This window comes from Streptomyces sp. NPDC052043, from assembly GCF_044548235.1.
Lineage (GTDB): Bacteria > Actinomycetota > Actinomycetes > Streptomycetales > Streptomycetaceae > Streptomyces.
Map to the genome: position 1 here is coordinate 51,283 of NZ_JBIUBT010000024.1, position 19,905 is coordinate 71,187.

Annotated in this window: 19 protein-coding genes; 14 read left to right on the forward strand and 5 right to left on the reverse strand. The window is 72.3% G+C overall.

Features of this window, described 5'->3' with window-relative positions; translation table 11 throughout:
* The first annotated feature begins 47 nt into the window (after positions 1 to 47).
* Positions 48 to 1,184, forward strand: a complete 1,137-nt coding sequence (gene mnmA / locus ACIHCX_RS37085) for a tRNA 2-thiouridine(34) synthase MnmA (protein WP_400037627.1) — start codon at positions 48 to 50, stop codon at positions 1,182 to 1,184.
* A 22-nt stretch (positions 1,185 to 1,206) separates the two neighbouring features.
* Here mnmA and ACIHCX_RS37090 read toward each other — a convergent pair whose 3' ends face one another.
* From ACIHCX_RS37090 to ACIHCX_RS37105, 4 genes are all read right to left on the reverse strand, one after another.
* A complete protein-coding gene (locus ACIHCX_RS37090) occupies positions 1,207 to 1,740 on the reverse strand; it encodes an SRPBCC family protein (RefSeq protein WP_400037629.1) in 534 nt (177 codons plus the stop codon).
* Positions 1,741 to 1,827: 87 nt separating this feature from the next.
* Positions 1,828 to 2,766, reverse strand: a complete 939-nt coding sequence (locus ACIHCX_RS37095) for a ketopantoate reductase family protein (RefSeq protein WP_400037631.1) — start codon at positions 2,764 to 2,766, stop codon at positions 1,828 to 1,830.
* Between the two features lie 403 nt (positions 2,767 to 3,169).
* Positions 3,170 to 3,949: an alpha/beta fold hydrolase gene (locus tag ACIHCX_RS37100; RefSeq protein WP_400037666.1), complete on the reverse strand. Its 780-nt coding sequence runs from the start codon at positions 3,947 to 3,949 to the stop codon at positions 3,170 to 3,172.
* A gap of 56 nt (positions 3,950 to 4,005) precedes the next feature.
* A complete protein-coding gene (locus ACIHCX_RS37105) occupies positions 4,006 to 4,329 on the reverse strand; it encodes a DUF427 domain-containing protein (protein ID WP_400037633.1) in 324 nt (107 codons plus the stop codon).
* 115 nt (positions 4,330 to 4,444) lie between these two features.
* Between ACIHCX_RS37105 and ACIHCX_RS37110 the strand changes: the two genes are divergently transcribed.
* The 5 genes from ACIHCX_RS37110 to ACIHCX_RS37130 all read left to right on the forward strand — a co-directional run bounded on the left by ACIHCX_RS37110 (position 4,445) and on the right by ACIHCX_RS37130 (position 11,485).
* Entirely contained in the window at positions 4,445 to 4,984 is a 540-nt protein-coding gene (locus tag ACIHCX_RS37110; protein WP_400037635.1) for a TIGR00730 family Rossman fold protein, read from the forward strand.
* A 15-nt stretch (positions 4,985 to 4,999) separates the two neighbouring features.
* Positions 5,000 to 5,698 (forward strand): SDR family oxidoreductase, encoded by a 699-nt coding sequence (locus ACIHCX_RS37115; protein ID WP_400037637.1) that lies wholly within the window; start codon positions 5,000 to 5,002, stop codon positions 5,696 to 5,698.
* A 79-nt stretch (positions 5,699 to 5,777) separates the two neighbouring features.
* The gene (locus ACIHCX_RS37120) at positions 5,778 to 6,785 is read left to right on the forward strand and encodes a methionine synthase (protein ID WP_400037639.1); all 1,008 of its coding nucleotides are present in this window, start codon (positions 5,778 to 5,780) and stop codon (positions 6,783 to 6,785) included.
* 15 nt (positions 6,786 to 6,800) lie between these two features.
* Positions 6,801 to 8,996: an NAD-dependent DNA ligase LigA gene (ligA, locus tag ACIHCX_RS37125; protein WP_400037641.1), complete on the forward strand. Its 2,196-nt coding sequence runs from the start codon at positions 6,801 to 6,803 to the stop codon at positions 8,994 to 8,996.
* A gap of 260 nt (positions 8,997 to 9,256) precedes the next feature.
* A complete protein-coding gene (locus ACIHCX_RS37130; protein ID WP_400037643.1) occupies positions 9,257 to 11,485 on the forward strand; it encodes a putative bifunctional diguanylate cyclase/phosphodiesterase in 2,229 nt (742 codons plus the stop codon).
* A 65-nt stretch (positions 11,486 to 11,550) separates the two neighbouring features.
* On the opposite strand, the gene ACIHCX_RS37135 is transcribed toward ACIHCX_RS37130, so the two are convergent.
* Positions 11,551 to 12,138, reverse strand: coding sequence for a TetR/AcrR family transcriptional regulator (locus ACIHCX_RS37135; RefSeq protein WP_400037645.1), 588 nt, complete (start codon positions 12,136 to 12,138; stop codon positions 11,551 to 11,553).
* 90 nt (positions 12,139 to 12,228) lie between these two features.
* Between ACIHCX_RS37135 and ACIHCX_RS37140 the strand changes: the two genes are divergently transcribed.
* The 8 genes from ACIHCX_RS37140 to ACIHCX_RS37175 all read left to right on the forward strand — a co-directional run bounded on the left by ACIHCX_RS37140 (position 12,229) and on the right by ACIHCX_RS37175 (position 19,804).
* Positions 12,229 to 12,600 (forward strand): DUF4267 domain-containing protein, encoded by a 372-nt coding sequence (locus ACIHCX_RS37140; protein WP_400037647.1) that lies wholly within the window; start codon positions 12,229 to 12,231, stop codon positions 12,598 to 12,600.
* A 220-nt stretch (positions 12,601 to 12,820) separates the two neighbouring features.
* Positions 12,821 to 13,117 carry an Asp-tRNA(Asn)/Glu-tRNA(Gln) amidotransferase subunit GatC gene (gatC, locus tag ACIHCX_RS37145; protein WP_100572135.1) on the forward strand — a complete coding sequence of 99 codons (297 nt, stop codon included), beginning with the start codon at positions 12,821 to 12,823 and terminating at the stop codon, positions 13,115 to 13,117.
* Positions 13,118 to 13,122: 5 nt separating this feature from the next.
* Complete coding sequence (gatA, locus tag ACIHCX_RS37150) at positions 13,123 to 14,625, forward strand: Asp-tRNA(Asn)/Glu-tRNA(Gln) amidotransferase subunit GatA (protein ID WP_400037650.1); 1,503 nt, start codon at positions 13,123 to 13,125, stop codon at positions 14,623 to 14,625.
* Positions 14,622 to 14,864 carry a hypothetical protein gene (locus ACIHCX_RS37155; RefSeq protein ID WP_400037652.1) on the forward strand — a complete coding sequence of 81 codons (243 nt, stop codon included), beginning with the start codon at positions 14,622 to 14,624 and terminating at the stop codon, positions 14,862 to 14,864. The genes gatA and ACIHCX_RS37155 overlap by 4 nt, the downstream gene beginning before the upstream one ends.
* Positions 14,865 to 14,880: 16 nt before the next feature.
* Positions 14,881 to 16,392 carry an Asp-tRNA(Asn)/Glu-tRNA(Gln) amidotransferase subunit GatB gene (gene gatB / locus ACIHCX_RS37160; RefSeq protein WP_400037654.1) on the forward strand — a complete coding sequence of 504 codons (1,512 nt, stop codon included), beginning with the start codon at positions 14,881 to 14,883 and terminating at the stop codon, positions 16,390 to 16,392.
* A gap of 121 nt (positions 16,393 to 16,513) precedes the next feature.
* A complete protein-coding gene (locus tag ACIHCX_RS37165) occupies positions 16,514 to 16,843 on the forward strand; it encodes a hypothetical protein (RefSeq protein WP_400037656.1) in 330 nt (109 codons plus the stop codon).
* Between the two features lie 179 nt (positions 16,844 to 17,022).
* Positions 17,023 to 19,260, forward strand: coding sequence for an MMPL family transporter (locus ACIHCX_RS37170; RefSeq protein ID WP_400037658.1), 2,238 nt, complete (start codon positions 17,023 to 17,025; stop codon positions 19,258 to 19,260).
* On the forward strand, positions 19,238 to 19,804 hold the full coding sequence (locus ACIHCX_RS37175; protein WP_400037660.1) for a GNAT family N-acetyltransferase: 567 nt from the start codon (positions 19,238 to 19,240) through the stop codon (positions 19,802 to 19,804). The genes ACIHCX_RS37170 and ACIHCX_RS37175 overlap by 23 nt, the downstream gene beginning before the upstream one ends.
* Positions 19,805 to 19,905 lie beyond the last annotated feature (101 nt).

Genomic DNA, 19,905 nt, shown 5'->3' on the forward strand with positions numbered 1-19,905 from the left:
GCAGCCCGGACGGCCCCGGTTCCCGCGCCCCGTACTCTGGAAGGGCTATGACTGACATCCCGCAGCGCTCCCGCCCCCTCCGCGTCCTCGCCGCCATGTCGGGCGGGGTCGACTCCGCCGTCGCCGCCGCGCGCGCCGCGGAAGCCGGCCACGACGTCACCGGCGTCCACCTCGCGCTCTCCGCGAACCCGCAGTCCTTCCGCACGGGCGCCCGGGGCTGCTGCACCATCGAGGACTCGCGCGACGCCCGCCGCGCCGCGGACGTCATCGGCATCCCGTTCTACGTGTGGGACCTCGCCGAGCGCTTCCGCGAGGACGTCGTGGAGGACTTCGTCGCCGAGTACGAGGCCGGCCGCACCCCGAACCCGTGCCTGCGCTGCAACGAGAAGATCAAGTTCGCCGCGCTCCTTGACAAGGCGCTCGCCCTCGGCTTCGACGCGGTCTGCACCGGCCACTACGCCAAGGTGCTCGTGAACGAGGACGGCACCCGCGAGCTGCACCGCGCCTCCGACATGGCCAAGGACCAGTCGTACGTCCTCGGCGTCCTCGACGACCAGCAGCTCGCACACGCCCTGTTCCCGCTCGGGGACACGCTCACCACCAAGGACGAGATCCGCGCGGAGGCCGAGCGCCGGGGCCTGGCCGTCGCCAAGAAGCCCGACTCGCACGACATCTGCTTCATCGCCGACGGCGACACCCAGGGCTTCCTGGCCCGCCGCCTGGGCAAGGCCGAGGGCGACATCGTCGACGAGTCGGGAGCGGTCGTCGGCACCCACGAGGGCGCGTACGGCTTCACCGTCGGCCAGCGCAAGGGCCTGCGCATCGGCACCCCGGCCCCCGACGGCAAGCCGCGCTACGTCCTGGACATCTCCCCGGTGACCAACACGGTGACGGTCGGCCCGGCCTCCGCCCTGGACGTCACCGGCCTCACCGCGATCAAGCCCCGCTGGTGCGGCACGGCTCCGTCCGGCCCCGGCACCTACACGGCCCAACTACGTGCCCACGGCGGCGAGACCGAGGTCACCGCCGAACTCGTCGGCGGCGAACTCCGGGTCACCTTCACCGAGCCGGTCCGCGGCGTGGCGCCCGGCCAGGCGGTCGTGCTGTACGACGGCACGCGCGTGGTGGGCTCGGCGACCATCGCCTCGACGATCCGGGCGAAGGAGCCGACCACGGCCCTCTGATCCCGGACCGCGGCCGGCCCGGCTAGGACCGGCCTTCCGCCGTCTCCTTGATGCCGGTCAGGGTGGTGTCCATGCCCTTGCCGAGGTCGTCCAGGCGGTAGGCGATGATCGCCTCCTCCTGGTCGGGGGCCTGGTCGATGTACGCGCTCAGGCCGGAGCGGCCGGGGCCGATCGTGACCGACTGGCGCACGACGGTGCCGCCCTCCGGCGCCGGGGTCAGGGCGAAGGACCAGGTGGACATCCGGTCCTCGGGGTCCTCGCTGGCCTTGCCGTAGCGTCCGTCGGGGTCCAGCACGCACCAGGTGAGGGTGCGCTCGGGGACGACCTCCGTGATGTGCGAGAGGGTCCGCCACTCGCCCACGATCGGGTTCTTGTTGTGCCCCAGGTAACGGGCGCCCGGCACCGGCCGGTCGGCTCCGTCCTGCCACTCCACGCCCACCAGCTCGGGACTCCACCCGGTCATGGCCTCGACATCGGTGACGACTTCCCAGACCCGTGAGGGTTCCGCCGCGATGTGCACCTCGCGCTGGATGCTGGGCCGGTCGGCGTAACGCATGGCTGCTCCCCGTGCGGACGCGGTCGTTCGCCGCCTCCGCACCGGGAGTCTAGGCTCGCCAACTCTCGCTGAAATATGTCACGTTGGTCACAGGCGCGGCAGTTCGGACACCAGCCGGGCGGCGGTCGGCGCCGGAACGCCGTGCCGCTTCGCGGTGCGCAGCACGGCGCCGCCGATCGCGTCGAGCTCCAGGGGGCGGCCCGCCTCGGCGTCGCGCTGCATCGAGGACTTCATCCCGGCCGGAAACGCGTCGTACATCGCGAGGGTCCGGTCCGGGTCGAGCGGTGCCCCGGCGGCGCGGCCGACGGCGGTGATCTCGTCGACGAGGGCGAGCAGTTCCTCGCGGTGATCGGTGCGGACGGTGCCGATGGCGACGCCGTAGCGGGTGGTGAGGAGGGCGAAGGGGGCGAGGAAGGCCAGCTTCGCCCACAGGACGGCGGTCTCGGACCCGGCCACGCGGCTGCGCACCCCGGCGGACTCCAGCACGGCGGCCAGGCCGGTGAGCCGATCCGTACCCGCCCCGGCCAGGTCGATCTCGGTGAACGGGCTGCCGTGCTCGACGACCCCGGGCGCCACGCGGGTCGACTCGACGCGGATGACGCCCGCGGCCACCCGGTCGTCGCCGTAGCGGCGGCGCAGTGTTTCGGGGTGCTCGACGCCGTTGAGAAGCGGCAGGACGAGGCCGTCCGTGCCGAGCATGGCCGGTGGGACCCGGTCCAGTGCGGCGTCCAGGCTGGTGTGCTTGACGGTCACCACGCACAGGTCGACCGGTTCCCGCAGCTCGGTGTCCGCCTCGACCTCGGCGGTGAAGTCCCCGAACTGGCCGCTGCGCACGCGTATCCCGCTCTCGCGCAGGGACCGCGCCGTCGCGTCCCCGGCCAGGCAGATCACCCGGTGACCCGCCCGGGACAGCAGCGCGGCGAGCAGTCCGCCGACGCCGCCGGGGCCGAGCACGGCCACGGTCCAGGGGCGGGGTGCGGTCCTCGCGGAAGTGGCTTCGGTGGCGTCGGGAGTGGTGCTGGGCATGGCTGAGGTGTCCCTTCCGGTCGCGATCCGGTCGCGGGGCGGCGCCCGTTGGGCGGGCCGCCTTCTCGGTGGAGGCCAACAAGGAAGCGACGCCGCGCATTTCCGGCCCGGCCCGAGCCGCCGGCGGGGACCGTGCCGGGCCCGCGGGAGGGCCGGGCGGCGCGCGGGCGCGGCGGGCGACCACGACCGGGGACACGGTCGCCCGCCCGGTCGCCCGTCCGGCCAGCGCCCGTCCGGCCAGCGCCCGTCCGGCCAGCGCCCGTCCGGCCGGTACTCGCCCACCCGGGGAGAACACCGCCAGGGCGTGACGACCCGGGGGCTCGCCGGGCGCGAGGGACCGCGGCGGCGTCCGGGCGTGGCCTGCGGCGGCGTCCGGGTGTGGGGGCCTGCGGCGGCGCCCTGTTCAGGAGGTGAAGAACTCCGCCAGCACCGGCGCCAGCGCCTCCGGCTCCACCGCGTGGGTCTGGCCCTCCAGGGCCCGGTACGTGCCCCGGGGCGCGGCCTCGGCGATCGCTCTGGCCGCCTCGCGCAGCCAGGCCGGGCTCGCGCCGCCCGCCACGGACAGAACCGGCACGGTGACCGAGGCCAGCAGGTCGCGGGGGACCAGTCCGTCCCCCATCACCGCGTCGTCGTGGGCGAGCGTGGGCGCGATCGCCTCCATGCCCGCCCACATGGGGGACTGGCGGGCGCTGGCGATCATCTGCGGGGCCAGCCCGGTCAGGAGCAGGAACAGCTCCACCGCGTCCCCGCGCCGGCCCTCGGCGAGCGCCGCGGTCAGCTTTCCGGTGTACTCGGCGCGTTCCTGATCGCCGCCCTCGTACACGGCGAACGGCGGCTCGTAGACGGCCACCTGACGGACCGGCAGTCCGCTCGCCGCCGCCCTCAGGGCCAGCGCGCCGCCCGAGGAGACGCCGTACAGCGCCGCCTCGCCGCCCACCGCGTCGATCAGCGCCGCCAGGTCCTCGACTTCGCGTTCCACCGCGTACGGCGCCGTGTCACCGCTCCCGCCGCGGCCCCGGCGGTCGTAGACGACGACGCCGACGCGGTCCGACAGCGCCGCCGCCAGCGGTGCCACCGTGGCGCCGGTCGACATCGCGCCGCTGACGAGGACGACCACCGGGCCCTGTCCGGTGCGGTGGTAGGCGAGGGTTGTGCCGTCACGCGAGACGGTCTTCTTGTCCATCCCAGTCATGCCAGTCATGCCATTGAAGACTGCCACGCCGCGGCGGCCTCACCGGGTCACAACACTTCGACGTCGTAGAAGCACAGGTGGTCCTTGATCTCGGCGACGTCCGGCTTCGGGGCGGGGTAGGCCCACACCAGGTCCGCCGCGTCGGGCAGGGACCAGTAGGACGCCGTGCCCTTGAAGGGGCAGTACGTGTGCGTGTCGGACGCCGTCAGGAGATCCAGGCGTACGTCCTCGGGCGGCAGGTAGTAGCGCGGGGGGCACCCCGTCTCGCGCAGTACCAGGGCGCGGTCGCTCTCCGCGAGGACCTGGCCGCCGCGCACCACACGCACGTGCTCACCGCTCTTGTCGATCGTGATCGTGTGTCCTTGGGTCATACCGGTACAGCACCCGCCGGCCCCCGCTTCTTCCCCCACCACCCCCGCTTCTTTCCGGCCGCTCCTGCTTCTTCCCGCCCACGGGGCCGGTGGACCCGCCGCGTACCGTGGGCCCATGAACATCTGCGTCTTCCTCTCCGCCGCCGACCTCGACGACCGCTACACCCGCCCCGCGCGGGACTTCGCCCGGCTGATCGGCAAGGGCGGGCACAGCCTGGTCTGGGGCGGGTCCGACACCGGGCTGATGAAGGTGGTCGCGGACGGGGTGCAGGAGGCGGGCGGCCGGCTCGTCGGGGTGTCGGTCGACTTCCTGTCGGCGAAGGCACGGCCCGGCGCGGACGAGATGGTGATCGCCGGGGACCTCGCCGAGCGCAAGAAGCTGCTCCTGGAGAAGGCCGACGCGGTCGTGATCATGGTGGGCGGCACCGGGACGCTCGACGAGGCCACCGAGATCCTGGAGCTGAAGAAGCACGGCAGGACCGCGAAGCCGGTGGTCCTGCTGAACACCGACGGCTTCTACGACGGCCTCAAGCAGCAGTTCCGCCGGATGGAGGAGGACGGGTTCCTGCCCCGGCCGCTGGCCGAGCTGGTGTTCTTCGCCGAGGAGCCCGCGGGCGCGATGGCGTACCTGGACGAGGCGCTCGGCGGCAGCTGAGCCGGTGGTGCGAGCATGGCGGACATGGCTACTCATGTGATCACCGGGGCCGGCTCCGGCATCGGCGCGGCCGTCGCCCGCCGCCTGCACGCGCGCGGGGACGAGCTCGTGCTGCACGCGCGCGACGCCGGGCGGGCCAAGGAACTGGCCGCCGCGTTCCCCGGCGCCCGGACACTCGTCGGCGACCTGGCCGACCCCGACCGGCTGAGCTGGGCGTTCTCGCACCAGACGCTGCCCGAGCGGGTGGATTCCCTGCTCCACATCGCGGGCGTGGTCGACCTCGGCCCGGTCGGCGAGCTGACCCCGAAGAGCTGGCGTCACCAGCTCGACGTCAATCTGATCGCCCCCGCCGAACTGACCCGCCTCTTCCTGCCCCAGCTGCGTGCCTCGCGCGGCCACGTGGTGTTCGTCAACTCGGGCGCGGGCCTGAGCGCCCACGCCGACTGGTCCGCGTACGCCGCCTCCAAGCACGGCCTGAAGGCGCTGGCGGACTCGCTGCGGCAGGAGGAGCACGCGGGCGGCGTCCGGGTCACCTCGGTCTACCCGGGCCGCACCGCCAGCCGTATGCAGGCCAAGATCCACCAGCAGGAGGGCAAGGAGTACGACCCCGGGAAGTGGATCGACCCCGACTCCGTCGCCACGACCATCGTCATGGCGCTCGACCTGCCGCGGGACGCGGAGGTCAACGACCTGACGGTCCGCCCGGGCCTTTGACGGAAGACCGGGGGCGGTCCTCGCAGGAGGTCGCCCCCTGAGGCGGTCCCGCCCCCGCCGGGTTGCGTAGGCTTCCCGGGTGAGTGACAACAGTCAGTTCAGGTTCGGTGCCGCCACCGGCGTCGGGTCCATGCCCGGTGGAGACGCCCGGGAGGCCGTCAAGACCGTCACCGGCACCTTCGAGGACTTCCCCTTCCTGCCGGAGCTGCCCGCGCGCGGGCCCGGCGCCGACATGATCGGGCGTACCGCGGGCATGCTCGTCGAGCTGTACGCGCGCGTGGAGCCCAGCGGCTGGCGGCTCGGGGACCGGCCGGGCCGGGACACCCGGCGGGCACGGTCCTGGCTCGGGGAGGACCTCGACGCCCTGGAGGAGTTCACCCAGGGGTACGAGGGCGCGCTGAAGGTGCAGGCGGTGGGGCCGTGGACGCTCGCCGCCGGCCTGGAGCTCAGGAACGGCGAAGCGGTCCTGTCCGACCCCGGCGCCTGCCGGGACCTGGCCGCCTCGCTCGCCGAGGGGCTGCGGCTCCATCTCGCGGAGGTCCACAGGCGCGTCCCCGGCGCCCGGCTCGTCCTCCAGCTCGACGAACCCTCCCTGACCGCCGTCCTGCGCGGGCAGGTGCGGACCGCCAGCGGCTACCGCACCCACCGCGCCGCCGACCGGCAGGTCGTCGAGGCCACCCTCCGGGACGTCCTCGGGGCGCACGACCAGGGGCCCGTCGTGGTCCACTCGTGCGCCGGGGACGTCCCGCTCGCCCTGCTGCGCCGCGCGGGCGCCGCGGGGGTCTCCCTCGACGTCTCGCTTCTCACCGAGCGTGACGACGAGGCGATCGGCGAGGCGGTCGAGGCGGGCACCGGGCTCTTCGCCGGCGTCGTCCCCGGCACGGACGGCCCGTTGTCAGACCCTGCCGGTAGCGTCATGGGTGTCAGGACGATGTGGCGCAGGCTGGGGCTGCGCCCGGAGCTCCTCGCCGAGGCGGTCACGGTCACCCCGGCGTGCGGACTCGCGGGCGCTTCCCCCGCGTATGCGCGCCAGGCGCTCGCCCACTGCGTCCGGGCGGCGAGATCGCTCGCGGACAACCCAGAGTAACGGGAGGACCACACGGTGGCCGGCGACAAGCAGCAAGCGGAAACAGCGGTGCCCGTCGAGGCACGGGAGAAGCACGCGCGGCTCGCGGAGCAGGTCGAGGAGCACCGCTTCCGGTACTACGTCAAGGACGCTCCCGTCATCAGCGACGCCGAGTTCGACCAGCTCCTGCGCTCACTGGAGGAACTGGAGGAGGAGCACCCGCAGCTGCGCACGCCCGACTCGCCGACCCAGAAGGTCGCCGTGGCGTACCAGACCGACCTCGCCGAGGTCGAGCACCGCCAGCGGATGCTCTCCCTGGACAACGTCTTCGACGACGAGGGGCTCGCCGCCTGGGTGGACCGCGTCGCCAAGGACGTCGGCACCACCGGCCACCACTTCCTGTGCGAGCTCAAGGTCGACGGCCTCGCGGTCAACCTGACGTACGAGGACGGCAGGCTCACCCGCGCGGCCACCCGCGGCGACGGCCGGGTCGGCGAGGACATCACGCCCAACGTCATGACGATCGCCGAGATCCCGCACCGGCTGGACGGCGACCACGTGCCGAGCCTGGTGGAGATCCGCGGGGAGGTCTACTTCCCCATGGAGGCCTTCCAGGACCTCAACGCCCGCCGGGTCGCGGTCGGCGAGAAGCCGTACGCCAACCCCCGTAACTCCGCCTCGGGTTCGCTGCGCCAGAAGGACCCCAAGGTCACCGCGACCCTGCCGCTGCACATGGTCGTCCACGGCATCGGCGCCCTGGAGGGGTACGAGGGCCTGACCCGCCTCTCCTCGGCCTACGAACTGCTCAGGTCCTGGGGTCTGCCCACCTCCCGGCACAACAGGGTCGTCGACGACCTCGACGGCGTCCGCGCGTTCATCGCCCACTACGGCGAGAACCGCCACTCCGTGGAGCACGAGATCGACGGCGTCGTCGTCAAGCTCGACGAGATCCCCCTCCAGGGCCGCCTGGGCTCCACCTCGCGCGCGCCGCGCTGGGCGATCGCGTACAAGTACGCGCCGGAGGAGGTCAACACCAAGCTCGTCAACATCCGTGTGGGCGTGGGCCGCACCGGTCGGGTCACGCCGTACGCACAGGTCGAGCCGGTGACGGTGGCCGGTTCCGAGGTCGAGTTCGCCACCCTGCACAACCAGGACGTCGTCAAGGCCAAGGGCGTGCTCATCGGCGACACGGTCGTGCTGCGCAAGGCCGGTGACGTCATTCCGGAGATCCTCGGGCCGGTCGTCGACCTGCGCGACGGCAGCGAGCGCGAGTTCGTGATGCCTTCCGAGTGCCCCGAGTGCGGTACGCCGCTGAGGCCGATGAAAGAGGGCGACGTCGATCTGCGCTGCCCCAACGCGCGGGCGTGCCCGGCCCAGTTGCGCGAGCGCCTGTTCTACCTCGCGGGCCGCAAGGCGCTGGACATCGAGCACTTCGGCTATGTCGCCGCGGCCGCCCTCACCAAGCCGCTCGAACCCGCCGAGCCGCCGCTGAAGGACGAGGGCGACCTGTTCGACCTGACGATGGAGCAGCTCCTGCCCATCAAGGCCTACGTCCTCGACCAGGACAGCGGTCTGCCCAAGCGCGACCCGAAGACCGGCGAGGAGAAGGTCGCCACGGTCTTCGCCAACCAGCAGGGCGAGCCCAGGAAGAACGCGCTCGCGATGCTGGAGAACATCCGGGCCGCCCGGCAGCGCCCGCTCGCCCGTGTGCTCACCGGCCTGTCGATCCGTCATGTCGGACCGGTCGCGGCCCAGGCGCTGGCCCGGGAGTTCCGCTCCATCGACCGCATCGAGCAGGCTGGTGAGGAGGAGTTGGCGAACACGGAGGGCGTCGGCCCGATCATCGCCGCCTCGCTCAAGGAGTGGTTCGCCGAGGAGTGGCACCAGGAGATCCTGCGCAAGTGGCGCGAGGCCGGCGTCCGCATGGAGGAGGAGAGCTCCGGCGAGGACGAAGGCCCGCGCCCGCTCGAGGGACTGACGGTCGTGGTGACCGGCACCCTGGAGCAGTTCACCCGCGACGGCGCCAAGGAGGCGCTGCAGAGCCGGGGAGCGAAGGTGACCGGCTCGGTCTCGAAGAAGACCTCCTTCGTGGTCGTGGGCGACAACCCCGGTTCGAAGTACGACAAGGCGATGCAACTCAAGGTGCCCGTGCTGAACGAGGACGGTTTCGCCGTCCTCCTGGAGCGCGGACCGGACGCGGCGGCCGAAGTCGCCCTTCCGGCCGGCGAGTAGGGGTTGAACTCCGCGCGTTCGGTGCATATCAGATGCATACGGGTGGCCGGGGCGCATTCGGGCAACCGTCGACGACCGCTGCCCGTGGAAGCCTTCCGCGGCCTACTGTTGAGCTGTGCGCCCGCCGTGCCCAACCGCGGTCGGGGCATCCCCGTGCTCGTCAGGAGTGCGCGGAAGGGTTTTCCAGCGCGGTGCCGTCCAGGGGTTGTGGGGCATCGGGCCGCGTGGCGTGGGCACCGCCGGCTGTGAGAGGGACGGGAATGGAACCGACCGAGAGCGCCGCCCCGCACTCACGGCTGCGCCGGATGGCCGGCGCGTGGTGGGTGAGCCGGGGGAGGGCGCTGGAGCGCGCCGGACGCGTTGCCGGACAGTACACCGTCGCGCGCGCCCGGGCGTTGACTCACCCGCCCGTCGAACGTTTTTCCGGACTGCCTGGCACCGAACCCGAACGGCAGCGGTCCCGCCCGGTGTTGCCCGCGGCGATCGTCGCGGCGGCCGCGTTGGCGCTGGGTGCCGGCGTCCACGGGGCGTTCACCGACCACCACGCGCTCTTCCCGTCCGGCGCGGTCGGCTGGTGCCTGGCTCTGCTCACCGGCGTCATCGTCGGCCACCTGGTCATGCTCGGCCGGGCCCGCTGGTGGGGCGGCACCGGCTCCGGCGCCACCCTCACCGTCGCCGTGCTGCTGCTCTACGGCTGGGTGCCCGCCGGCATGGTCAGCCTCACCGTCGTCGTCCTGGTCGGCATCGCTCGGCGCCACCGCTGGCGGCAGGGCGTGCTGCACGGGGCGGTGGACATCCTCGGCATCGGCGCCGGCGCGCTGGTGCTGGGTGCCTTCGGCCGCGTGCCGACGGTGGAGAGCCCCTGGAACCCGGACGGTTGGACCGCCTCCACCGTGCCCCCGGTGGTGCTGGCGGCCGGCGCCTACCTCCTGGTCACCCGCGCCCTGCTGTGGTGCGTGCACATCTCCCGCAACGACGGAGTGCCCACCGTCGCCCGCACCGCCGTGGTCAGACAGGGCCTGGTCGCCGTCGCCCTGCTCGGCATCTCGCCGCTGGTCTGCGTCGTCGCCGTGGCCAAACCCGTCCTGCTGCCGCTGTTCGCCGTCCCGCTCATCGCCCTCGACTCCACCCTGTGGATGGCCCGCGCCCGGGCCGAGGAGCAGCTGCGCGACCCGCTGACCGGCCTGCCCAACCGGCAGTGGCTCCTCGAGCGCATCTGGACCGCCCTGGACGACGCCGAACGCATCGGCGCCCGGTCCGCGTTGATGCTGATCGACCTGGACCGGTTCCGTTCGGTCAACGACACACTCGGTCATCTCGCCGGGGACCGGCTGCTGTTGCAGATCGCCGACCGGCTGCGGGAGGCGCTGCCGCGCGGGGCGGAGGCGGCGCGGCTCGGCGGCGACGAGTTCGCCGTGCTGCTGCCGGTCGCCGACTCGACGACGTCCGCGACCCGTATCGCGCGCGCCCTGGTCACCGTGCTCAGCTCCCCGCTCGACCTCGACGGACTCATCCTGGTCCTGGAGGCCAGCGCCGGAGTCGCCGTCTTCCCCGACCACGCCCTGGACGCCGAAGGCATGCTGCGCCGGGCGGACGTGGCGATGTACCAGGCCAAGCGGGACCGCACGGGCGTGGAGGTCTACGAGTCCAAGCGGGACTCCAACACCCCCGACCGGCTGGGACTGCTGGGCGACCTGCGCCGCGCCCTCGACGCCCACGAGGTCCAGCTGCACTACCAGCCGAAGGTCCGCTTCGACGGACAGGTCGCGGGCCTCGAGGCGCTCGTCCGCTGGGTGCACCCCGAGCGCGGCAAGGTGCCGCCGGACGAGTTCATAGCGATCGCCGAGTCCTCGGGCCTGATGCCCCATCTGACGGAGTACGTGCTGGAGACCGCGCTCGCCCAGGTCGCCCGGTGGCGGGCCCAGGGCCTGTACGTCCCGGTCGCGGTCAACGTCTCCCCGCGCGATGTGCACATCCCCGGATTCGCCGGTTCGGTGGCCGCCCGGCTGGCCCGGCACGGCGTGCCGGCCGGAGCACTCCAGCTGGAGATCACCGAGCACGTCCTGCTGGAGGACCCGCAGCGGGCCGCCGACACCCTGCACGCCCTGACCGGCCACGGCGTGAAGATGTCCCTGGACGACTTCGGCACCGGCTACTCCTCGCTTGTGCACCTGCGCCGGCTGCCGGTGAGCGAGCTGAAGATCGACCGCTCGTTCGTGGCCCGGCTGGCGGTCGACACGGAGGACGCCGAGATCGTGCGCTGCACCGTCGACCTCGCGCACTCCCTCGGTCTGCTGGTCGTCGCGGAGGGCGTCGAGGACGACGAGACCTGGGAACGGCTGCGGGACCTCGGCTGCGACGCCGTACAGGGTTGGCTCGTCGCGGCCGCGATGCCGCCGGAGGAGACGACCGCGTGGCTGCTGGCGCGCGGTTCGCGCGGCTGGCAGCGTCCGGCCGCCGCATTGCCCGCGGCGGCGGCCGACGAGTGACCGTCCCGCCCGCCCGCCGGTACGGAAAGCCGCCGGTACGGAGAGCCGGCCTGGGGTCGCCCTGATCAGTCCGTGCCGGGTGGCACGAAGTGGCCGATCAGCAACGCGAGCCGGCGCTCGTGGGCATGTTCCGGCAGCCGGCCGCTGCGCATCAGGGTCACCAGGCCGTGCAGCCCGGCCCAGTACGTCTCCGTCAGCAGGCCCGGGTCGTCACCCTTCGCCGCGACGGGTTCCACGGCCCGCAGCAGTTCGCCGAACGCCTCCCACAGGGCCGCCGGGGCCTCCGGGGTGGCGAAGGGCAGGTCCACCGCGAGCGTGAACATCGCGTCGTAGAGCGCGGGGCGCCGCCGCGCGAAGGCGGTGTAGGCCTCGCCCACCGCGGCCAGCGCCTCGCGCGCGCCCCCGGCCGCCTCGCGGGCCGTGCGCATCTCGACGGCGAGCTCCGCGCAACCCTGGACGGCGACCGCCGCCATGATCGCGCCCTTGCTCTTGAAGTGGCTGTAGAGGACCGGCTGGCTGTACTCGATCTCGGCGGCCAGTCGGCGGGTGGTCACCGCGTCCCAGCCCTCGGCCTCCGCCAGTTCCCGTGCGGCCGTCACGATCAGCCGTCGGCGCTCCGCTCGTTCGCGCTCCCGGCGCGTCTGGATCGACATGCCTTGGATTCTAGCAGCGCTAGAACTTCTGCCGACGTTCTGCTAGCTTCACTCGTAGTCCTAGCGTTGCTAGCAAAGAGGGGGAGAAACATGACCGTCACCGCGTACACCCTGGCCGTCCTGCTCGATCTGTTCTGCGTGTTCCTCGGTTACGGCTTCCTGTTCCGGCCCGGTCCCTCCGCGGCCGGCTACGGCGTCCCGGCCGACCCGCGCGGCGACGCCCGCGCCTATCTGTCGATCAAGGGTCTGCGGGACGGCACCTTCGGGCTGCTGGGCCTCGCCCTGCTGGTCTTCGCCGGAGCCCGTGCCGAGGCGTGGTTCATGGTCGCCGTGGCGCTCGTACCGCTCGGCGACACCCTCATAGTGCTGCGCAACGGCGGCACGAAGGCCGTCGCCTTCGGGATCCACTTCGCCACCGCGCTCGTCGTCCTGCTCAGTGCCGCACTGCTCTTCGCGGTCTGAGGGCATCCGGCATCCGGCAGGGAGATCGCGTCAGGCTGGCGCGGCGACCCGGTCGTCGTGCCGCCGGGCCGCCCGCACGCGTTCGCCGCCGCCCCCGGCCGCGGGGCGGGTCACTGAACGCGGGCCCCGAAAAGCGGGGTGCGGCAAACCGTTTCACGGGCATGGGGCCCCGCCCCATAGGATTGGCCCAAAGCACACACACTCACCAGAGGATCGCTGCATGCCTGGCATCACGCGCGAGGAGGTCGCCCACCTCGCCCGGCTGGCGCGTCTGGAGCTGAAGCCCGAGGAACTCGACCACCTCGCGGGACAGCTGGACGACATCATCGGCGCGGTCGCCCGCGTCAGCGAGGTCGCCGACCAAGACGTACCGCCGACCTCCCACCCGCTGCCGCTGACCAACGTCATGCGCGCGGACGAGGTCCGTCCGTCGCTCACCTCCGAGCAGGCGCTGTCCGGCGCCCCGGCCCAGGAGCAGCAGCGTTTCAAGGTGCCGCAGATCCTGGGTGAGGAGTGAGAGTCGTGACGGACATGAACAGCATCATCAGGCTCACCGCCGCCGAGACCGCCGAGAAGATCGCCTCCGGCGAGCTGACGGCCGTCGAGGTCACCGAGGCCCACCTGGCCCGGATCGAGGCCGTCGACGAGAAGGTGCACGCCTTCCTGCACGTCGACCGCGAGGGCGCGCTGGCCCAGGCCCGCGCCGTCGACGAGAAGCGGGAGCGCGGCGAGAAGCTCGGCCCGCTGGCCGGCGTGCCGCTCGCGCTCAAGGACATCTTCACCACCGAGGGCGTGCCGACCACGGTCGGCTCCAAGATCCTCGAGGGCTGGATCCCGCCGTACGACGCGACGCTCACCAGGCGGCTGAAGGACGCCGACGTGGTGATCCTCGGCAAGACCAACATGGACGAGTTCGCCATGGGGTCCTCCACCGAGAACAGCGCCTACGGGCCCACCGGCAACCCCTGGGACCTCACCAGGATCCCCGGCGGCTCCGGCGGCGGGTCGAGCGCCGCGCTCGCCTCCTACCAGGCCACGCTCGCCATCGGCACCGACACCGGCGGCTCCATCCGCCAGCCGGCCTCCGTCACCGGCACGGTCGGCGTGAAGCCGACCTACGGCGCGGTCTCCCGCTACGGCATGGTCGCCTTCTCCTCCTCCCTCGACCAGGGCGGCCCCTGCGCCCGCACGGTCCTGGACGCGGCCCTGCTGCACGAGGTGATCGCCGGGCACGACCCGCTCGACTCCACCTCCATCGACGAGCCGGTCCCGCCGGTCGTCGAGGCCGCCCGGAGCGGCAGCGTGGCCGGCATGCGCGTCGGCGTCGTCAAGCAGTTCCGCGGCGAGGGCTACCAGGCCGGTGTCATCCAGCGGTTCGACGAGTCCGTCGAGCTGCTCAAGGAGCTGGGCGCCGAGATCGTCGAGCTGGACTGCCCGTCCTTCGACCTGGCCCTGTCGGCGTACTACCTGATCGCGCCGTCCGAGTGCTCGTCCAACCTGGCCCGCTTCGACGGCCTGCGCTACGGCGTGCGCACCGGTGACGACGGCGGCCACTCCGCCGAGGAAGTCACCTCCCTCACCCGTGAGGCGGGCTTCGGTGCCGAGGTCAAGCGCCGGATCATGCTCGGCACGTACGCGCTCAGCTCCGGCTACTACGACGCGTACTACGGCAGCGCCCAGAAGGTCCGCACCCTGATCAAGCGGGACTTCGACAAGGCGTTCGAGCAGGTCGACGTGATCGTCTCCCCGACGACCCCGACCACCGCCTTCGCGATCGGCGAGCGCGCCGACGACCCGATGGCGATGTACCTCGCCGACCTGTGCACCATCCCGACCAACCTGGCGGGCAACGCGGCCATGTCGCTGCCCTGCGGTCTCGCCCCGGAGGACAACCTCCCGGTCGGCCTGCAGATCATCGCCCCGGTGATGAAGGACGACCGGCTGTACAAGGTGGGTGCCGCCGTCGAGGCCGCCTTCGTGGAAAAGTGGGGGCACCCGCTGCTCGAGGAGGCTCCGTCGTTGTGAGTAAGGCACTCGCCAAGGCCAAGGGCTTCAAGAAGTCCAAGTCCGGTACGTACCTGTCCATGGCCACCACCGCGTTCGGCGCGGTCAGTGTCGCCAAGCAGATCAAGAAGGCCCGCGCCGAGCACGACACGCTGCGCCTGATCGACGCCACCGTGTCCGCCGCGGCGATCGTCACCGGCCTCGCCATCCTCTACCGCGAGCTGAAGCGGCTGGGCGACGACGACGTCCTGCTGGGCTGAGAGGGAAGTTTTCACCGTGACCACCACGACCGACCTGGTGTCGTACGAGGACGCGCTGGCGTCGTACGACCCCGTCATGGGCCTCGAGGTCCATGTCGAACTCGGCACCGCCACCAAGATGTTCTGCGGCTGTTCGACCGCGCTCGGCGCCGAGCCGAACACGCAGACCTGCCCGACCTGCCTCGGCATGCCCGGCGCCCTCCCGGTCGTCAACGCGACCGGCGTGGAGTCCGCCATCAAGATCGGCCTCGCGCTGCACTGCGAGATCGCCGAGTGGTGCCGCTTCGCCCGGAAGAACTACTTCTATCCGGACATGCCGAAGAACTTCCAGACCTCCCAGTACGACGAGCCGATCGCCTTCAACGGCTACCTCGACGTGCAGCTGGAGGACGGCGAGACCTTCCGCGTGGAGATCGAGCGCGCCCACATGGAGGAGGACACCGGCAAGTCGACGCACGTCGGCGGCGCCACCGGCCGCATCCACGGCGCGTCCCACTCCCTGCTGGACTACAACCGAGCCGGCATCCCGCTGATCGAGATCGTCACCAAGCCGATCACCGGCGCCGGCGAGCGCGCCCCCGAGGTCGCCAAGGCCTACGTCCGCGAGCTGCGCGAGCTCATCCGGGCGCTCGGCGTGTCCGAGGCCCGGATGGAGATGGGCCAGATGCGCTGCGACGTCAACCTGTCGCTGATGCTCAAGGACGCCGACAAGTTCGGCACCCGCTCCGAGACGAAGAACGTCAACTCGCTGCGGTCCGTGGAGCGTGCGGCCCGCTTCGAGATCCAGCGCCACGCCGCCGTGCTGAACGGCGGCGGCACGGTGATCCAGGAGACCCGCCACTTCCACGAGGACACGGGGTCCACGACCTCCGGCCGCGTCAAGGAGGAGGCCGAGGACTACCGGTACTTCCCCGAGCCGGACCTGGTTCCGGTGGCGCCCTCGCGTGAGTGGGTCGAGGAGATCCGTGCCGGGCTGCCCGAGCTGCCGCTGGTGCGCCGCAACCGGCTCCGCGAGGAGTGGGGCGTCACGGCCACCGAGATGCAGGCGATCCTCAACGCCGGCGCCCTCGACCTCATCGTCGCCACGATCGACGCCGGCGCGGACGCCGCCTCGGCCCGCAAGTGGTGGATGGGCGAGCTGGCGCGCGCGGCCAACGAGTCCGGCAAGGCGCCGGACGAGCTGTCGATCACGCCGGCGCAGGTCGCCCGGGTCACCGAGCTGGTCACCAAGGGCGATCTGAACGACAAGCTGGCCCGCCAGGTCATCGAGGGAGTCCTCGCCGGCGAGGGCACTCCGGACGAGGTCGTCGACAAGCGCGGCCTGAAGGTCGTCTCCGACGAGGGCGCGCTGACCACCGCCGTCGACGAGGCCATCGCCGGGAACCCGGCCATCGCGGACAAGATCCGCGGCGGCAAGGTGGCCGCGGCCGGCGCCCTGGTCGGCGCGGTCATGAAGGCCACCCGCGGCCAGGCCGACGCGGCCCGCGTCAAGGAGCTGATCCTGGAGAAGCTCGGCGTCGAGGGCTGAGCCCGCGAACCGTCTCGGGGGGTGCATCGGGTCCGGTGCACCCCCCGAGTCATGTCCGCGTGGGGGACGGTCCCACCCCCTGTCGGTGTGCCGTCATACAGAGGCGCTACGCTCGCGCGCCATGAGTGGACGCGCCGATTCCGAAACGCACCCCGAGATGTCCGGGGCCGACGACGGCCTCGAGGACGAACCGGAGGACCTCGCGGAGGTGGCACGCCGCGCCCGGTGGACGGCGGCCGGAGCCGGGGCCCTGCTGACGCTCGCCGGACTCGCCGCCGCGCTGCTGAGGCTGTCCCGCTCGGCCTCCGCACTGGCCCCGGCCGCCTACGCCGCCGGCGCCGCCGTCTGCGCCGTGGCGGCGCTCATCGGATCCCGGGGGCGCACCCGGCGGGCCCTGTGGCTGCTGATCGCCGGGGTGATGGTGATGGCGCTCGGCGACCAACCCGGCTGATGACCGGGTGTCCTGTGAATTGGGTCGCACTGATGTGAATCGGCCCACGAACGGGCTAAACGATCAGATTCTCCTGCAAGAGTGGTCTTCAGATTGCTCATGCGTTCTTTGCGGGCTGTTCCGATCATGGACGACTTCTCCCGGTCAAAGATCCACAAATCTCCCCTGGGAGCACGTTCGTGGCAGCCCTAGCGCGCTGGTGTGTCCGGCACCGCCTCGTCGTCGTACTGCTCTGGCTGCTTGCCTTCGGCGGGATCACCGCCGCCGCCTCGGTCACCGGCTCGACGTACTCCAACGACTACGAGGTCCCCGGCACCGAGTCGGGACGCGCCACCCAGCTGCTCAAGGAGGGCTTCCCGGGACTCGGCGGCGACAGCGACACCGTCGTCTGGCACACCCCGTCCGGCACGGTGCGCGCCCCGGACGTCGAACAGACGATGACCCGCACCCTGGACAAGATCGCCGCCCTGCCCCAGGTGGCGTCCGTGACCAGCCCCTACAAGGACCAGGCGACCCAGGGCTCCGACCAGATCAGCCCCGACGGGCACACCGCGTACGCCACCGTCACCTTCACCCGCCCGTCCGAGGACATCACCAAGCCCCAGGCCGAGGCCGTGGTCCGGACGGCCAAGACGGCCGCGACCGGCGGGCTCCAGGTGGAACTCGGCGGCAGCGCGATCAGCCTCACCGCGCCCTCCGGCGACCACACCGCCGAGATCGTCGGCGTGCTCGTAGCCGCCGGGGTGCTGCTCGTCGCCTTCGGCTCGCTCGCCGCGGCCGTGCTGCCCATCGCCACCGCGCTGCTGAGCGTGGGCACCGCCCACGCCGCCGTCGGACTCCTCGGCCACGCCATGACGGTCGCCGACTTCGCGCCCATGCTGGGCATGCTGATCGGACTCGGCGTCGGCATCGACTACGCGCTGTTCATCGTCACCCGGCACCGGCGCGGACTGAAACGCGGACTCACCTCCACCGAGGCGGTCACGAACGCCGTCGCCACCACCGGACGCGCCGTGGTGTTCGCGGGTGCCACGGTGTGCATCGCCCTGCTCGGCATGCTCATCCTGCGGCTGGGCTTCCTCAACGGCGTGGCGGTCGCCGCCTCGCTGACCGTCGTCCTCACCGTCGCCGCCTCCGTGACGCTGCTGCCCGCGCTGCTGTCCTTCGTCGGCCCACGCGCCCTGAGCCGCCGCGAACGGCGCCGCCTGGCCGAGCACGGGCCCGAGCCCGAGGTGCCCACCGGGTTCGCCGCCCGCTGGTCGGCCTTCGTCGAACGCCACCCCAAGGCGCTCGGCCTCGTCGCCGTCGCCGTCGTGACCGTGCTGGCCCTGCCCACGCTCTCGCTCCACCTCGGCACCTCCGACCAGGGCAACGACCCCAGCACGGCGACCACCCGCAAGGCGTACGACCTCGTCGCCGAGGGCTTCGGTCCCGGCGTCAACGGGCCGCTCACGCTGGTGACCCGGGTGGACGGCGCCGAGGGCAGAGTCGCCCTGGACGGCCTCGACACCACCCTGCGCGCCACCGAGGGCGTCGCCGCGGCGACCCCGGTGACCTACAACTCCGGCGGCACCATGGCCTACCTGAGTGTGGTCCCCGACTCCGCGCCGCAGTCCCAGCGCACCAGCGACCTCGTCCACCGGCTGCGCACCGAGGTGCTGCCGCGCGCCGAGACCGGCACCACGCTCGACCTGCACGTCGGCGGGGTCACCGCCGGATACGACGACTTCGCCGGCGTGATCATCGGCAGACTGCCGCTGTTCGTCGGCGTGGTCGTCGGGCTCGGCTGCGTCCTGCTGCTGCTCGCCTTCCGGTCCCTCGGCATCCCGCTGAAGGCCGCCGCGATGAACATAGCCGCCGTCGCCGCCGCGTTCGGCGTCGTCGTCACGATCTTCCAGTGGGGCTGGGGCAGCGAGTTCCTCGGCCTCGGCCGGGCGGGACCGATCGAGCCGTTCCTGCCCGTGATCATGGTCTCGGTGCTCTTCGGGCTCTCCATGGACTACCAGGTCTTCCTGGTCAGCCGGATGTACGAGGAGTGGCTGGAGACCGGCGACAACCGGCGGGCCGTCCGCGTCGGCCTCGCCGAGACCAGCCGGGTGATCAACTCCGCCGCGGTCATCATGATCTCGGTCTTCCTCGCGTTCGTCCTCAGCGGCGACCGCGTGATCGCCATGTTCGGCATCGCGCTCGCCTCCGCCGTCGCCCTCGACGCCTTCGTGCTGCGCACCCTGCTCGTGCCCGCCCTGATGCACCTGCTCGGCCGCGCCAACTGGTGGCTGCCGCGCCGGCTCGACCGCGTGCTGCCCCGGATCAGCATCGAGCCGCCGGAGTGCCGCGCGGCGCATGAGAGGCTCGCGGAGGTCGTGGACGAACTGACGAAGGAGACACAGCGAGATGTACGCGATACCCCTGGGTGACGACGGGGCCGAACTGCGCCCCCTGGAACCGTGGCACGCCGAGGAGTTCCTCGCGCACCTGGAGCGGGGGCGGGAGTTCATCACGCGCTACATTCCGTTCGGCGCGCACGCCACGGACGTCGACTCCGCACGCGGCATCCTCCAGTCGTACGCCGACCGGCACGCCGCCGACAGCGGCTTCCTGCACGGCCTGTGGCTGGAGGGCACCCTGGTCGGCGGGCTGCTGTTCCGCGCCTTCGACCCGGCCACCGGGACCTGCGAGATCGGCTGCTGGCTGGAGCCGGCCGGCACCGGGCGGGGACTCGTCACGCGCGGGGCGCGCGTCCTCATCGACTGGGCGTTCGACGAGCGGGGCATGCACCGCGTGGAGTGGCACGCCGCCGCGGCCAACGAGGCGAGCGTCAACACGGCGCGACGGCTGGGGCTGACCCGCGAGGGCGTCCTGCGGGAGAGCTTCCCCCACCGGGGCGTGCGCCAGGACACAGAGGTGTGGGCGGTGCTCGCCCCCGAGTGGCGCGAGGCACGCACGCGCAACAGGCCCTAGTAGGGGTCCGTTAAGTTGCTCTGGCTCTTGGGTTTGGGCTGGTGGTGGACGTTCTGGGCAGCGGGCGGTGGCAGGTGGTGCAGGTGCCGGTCCAGCAGTTC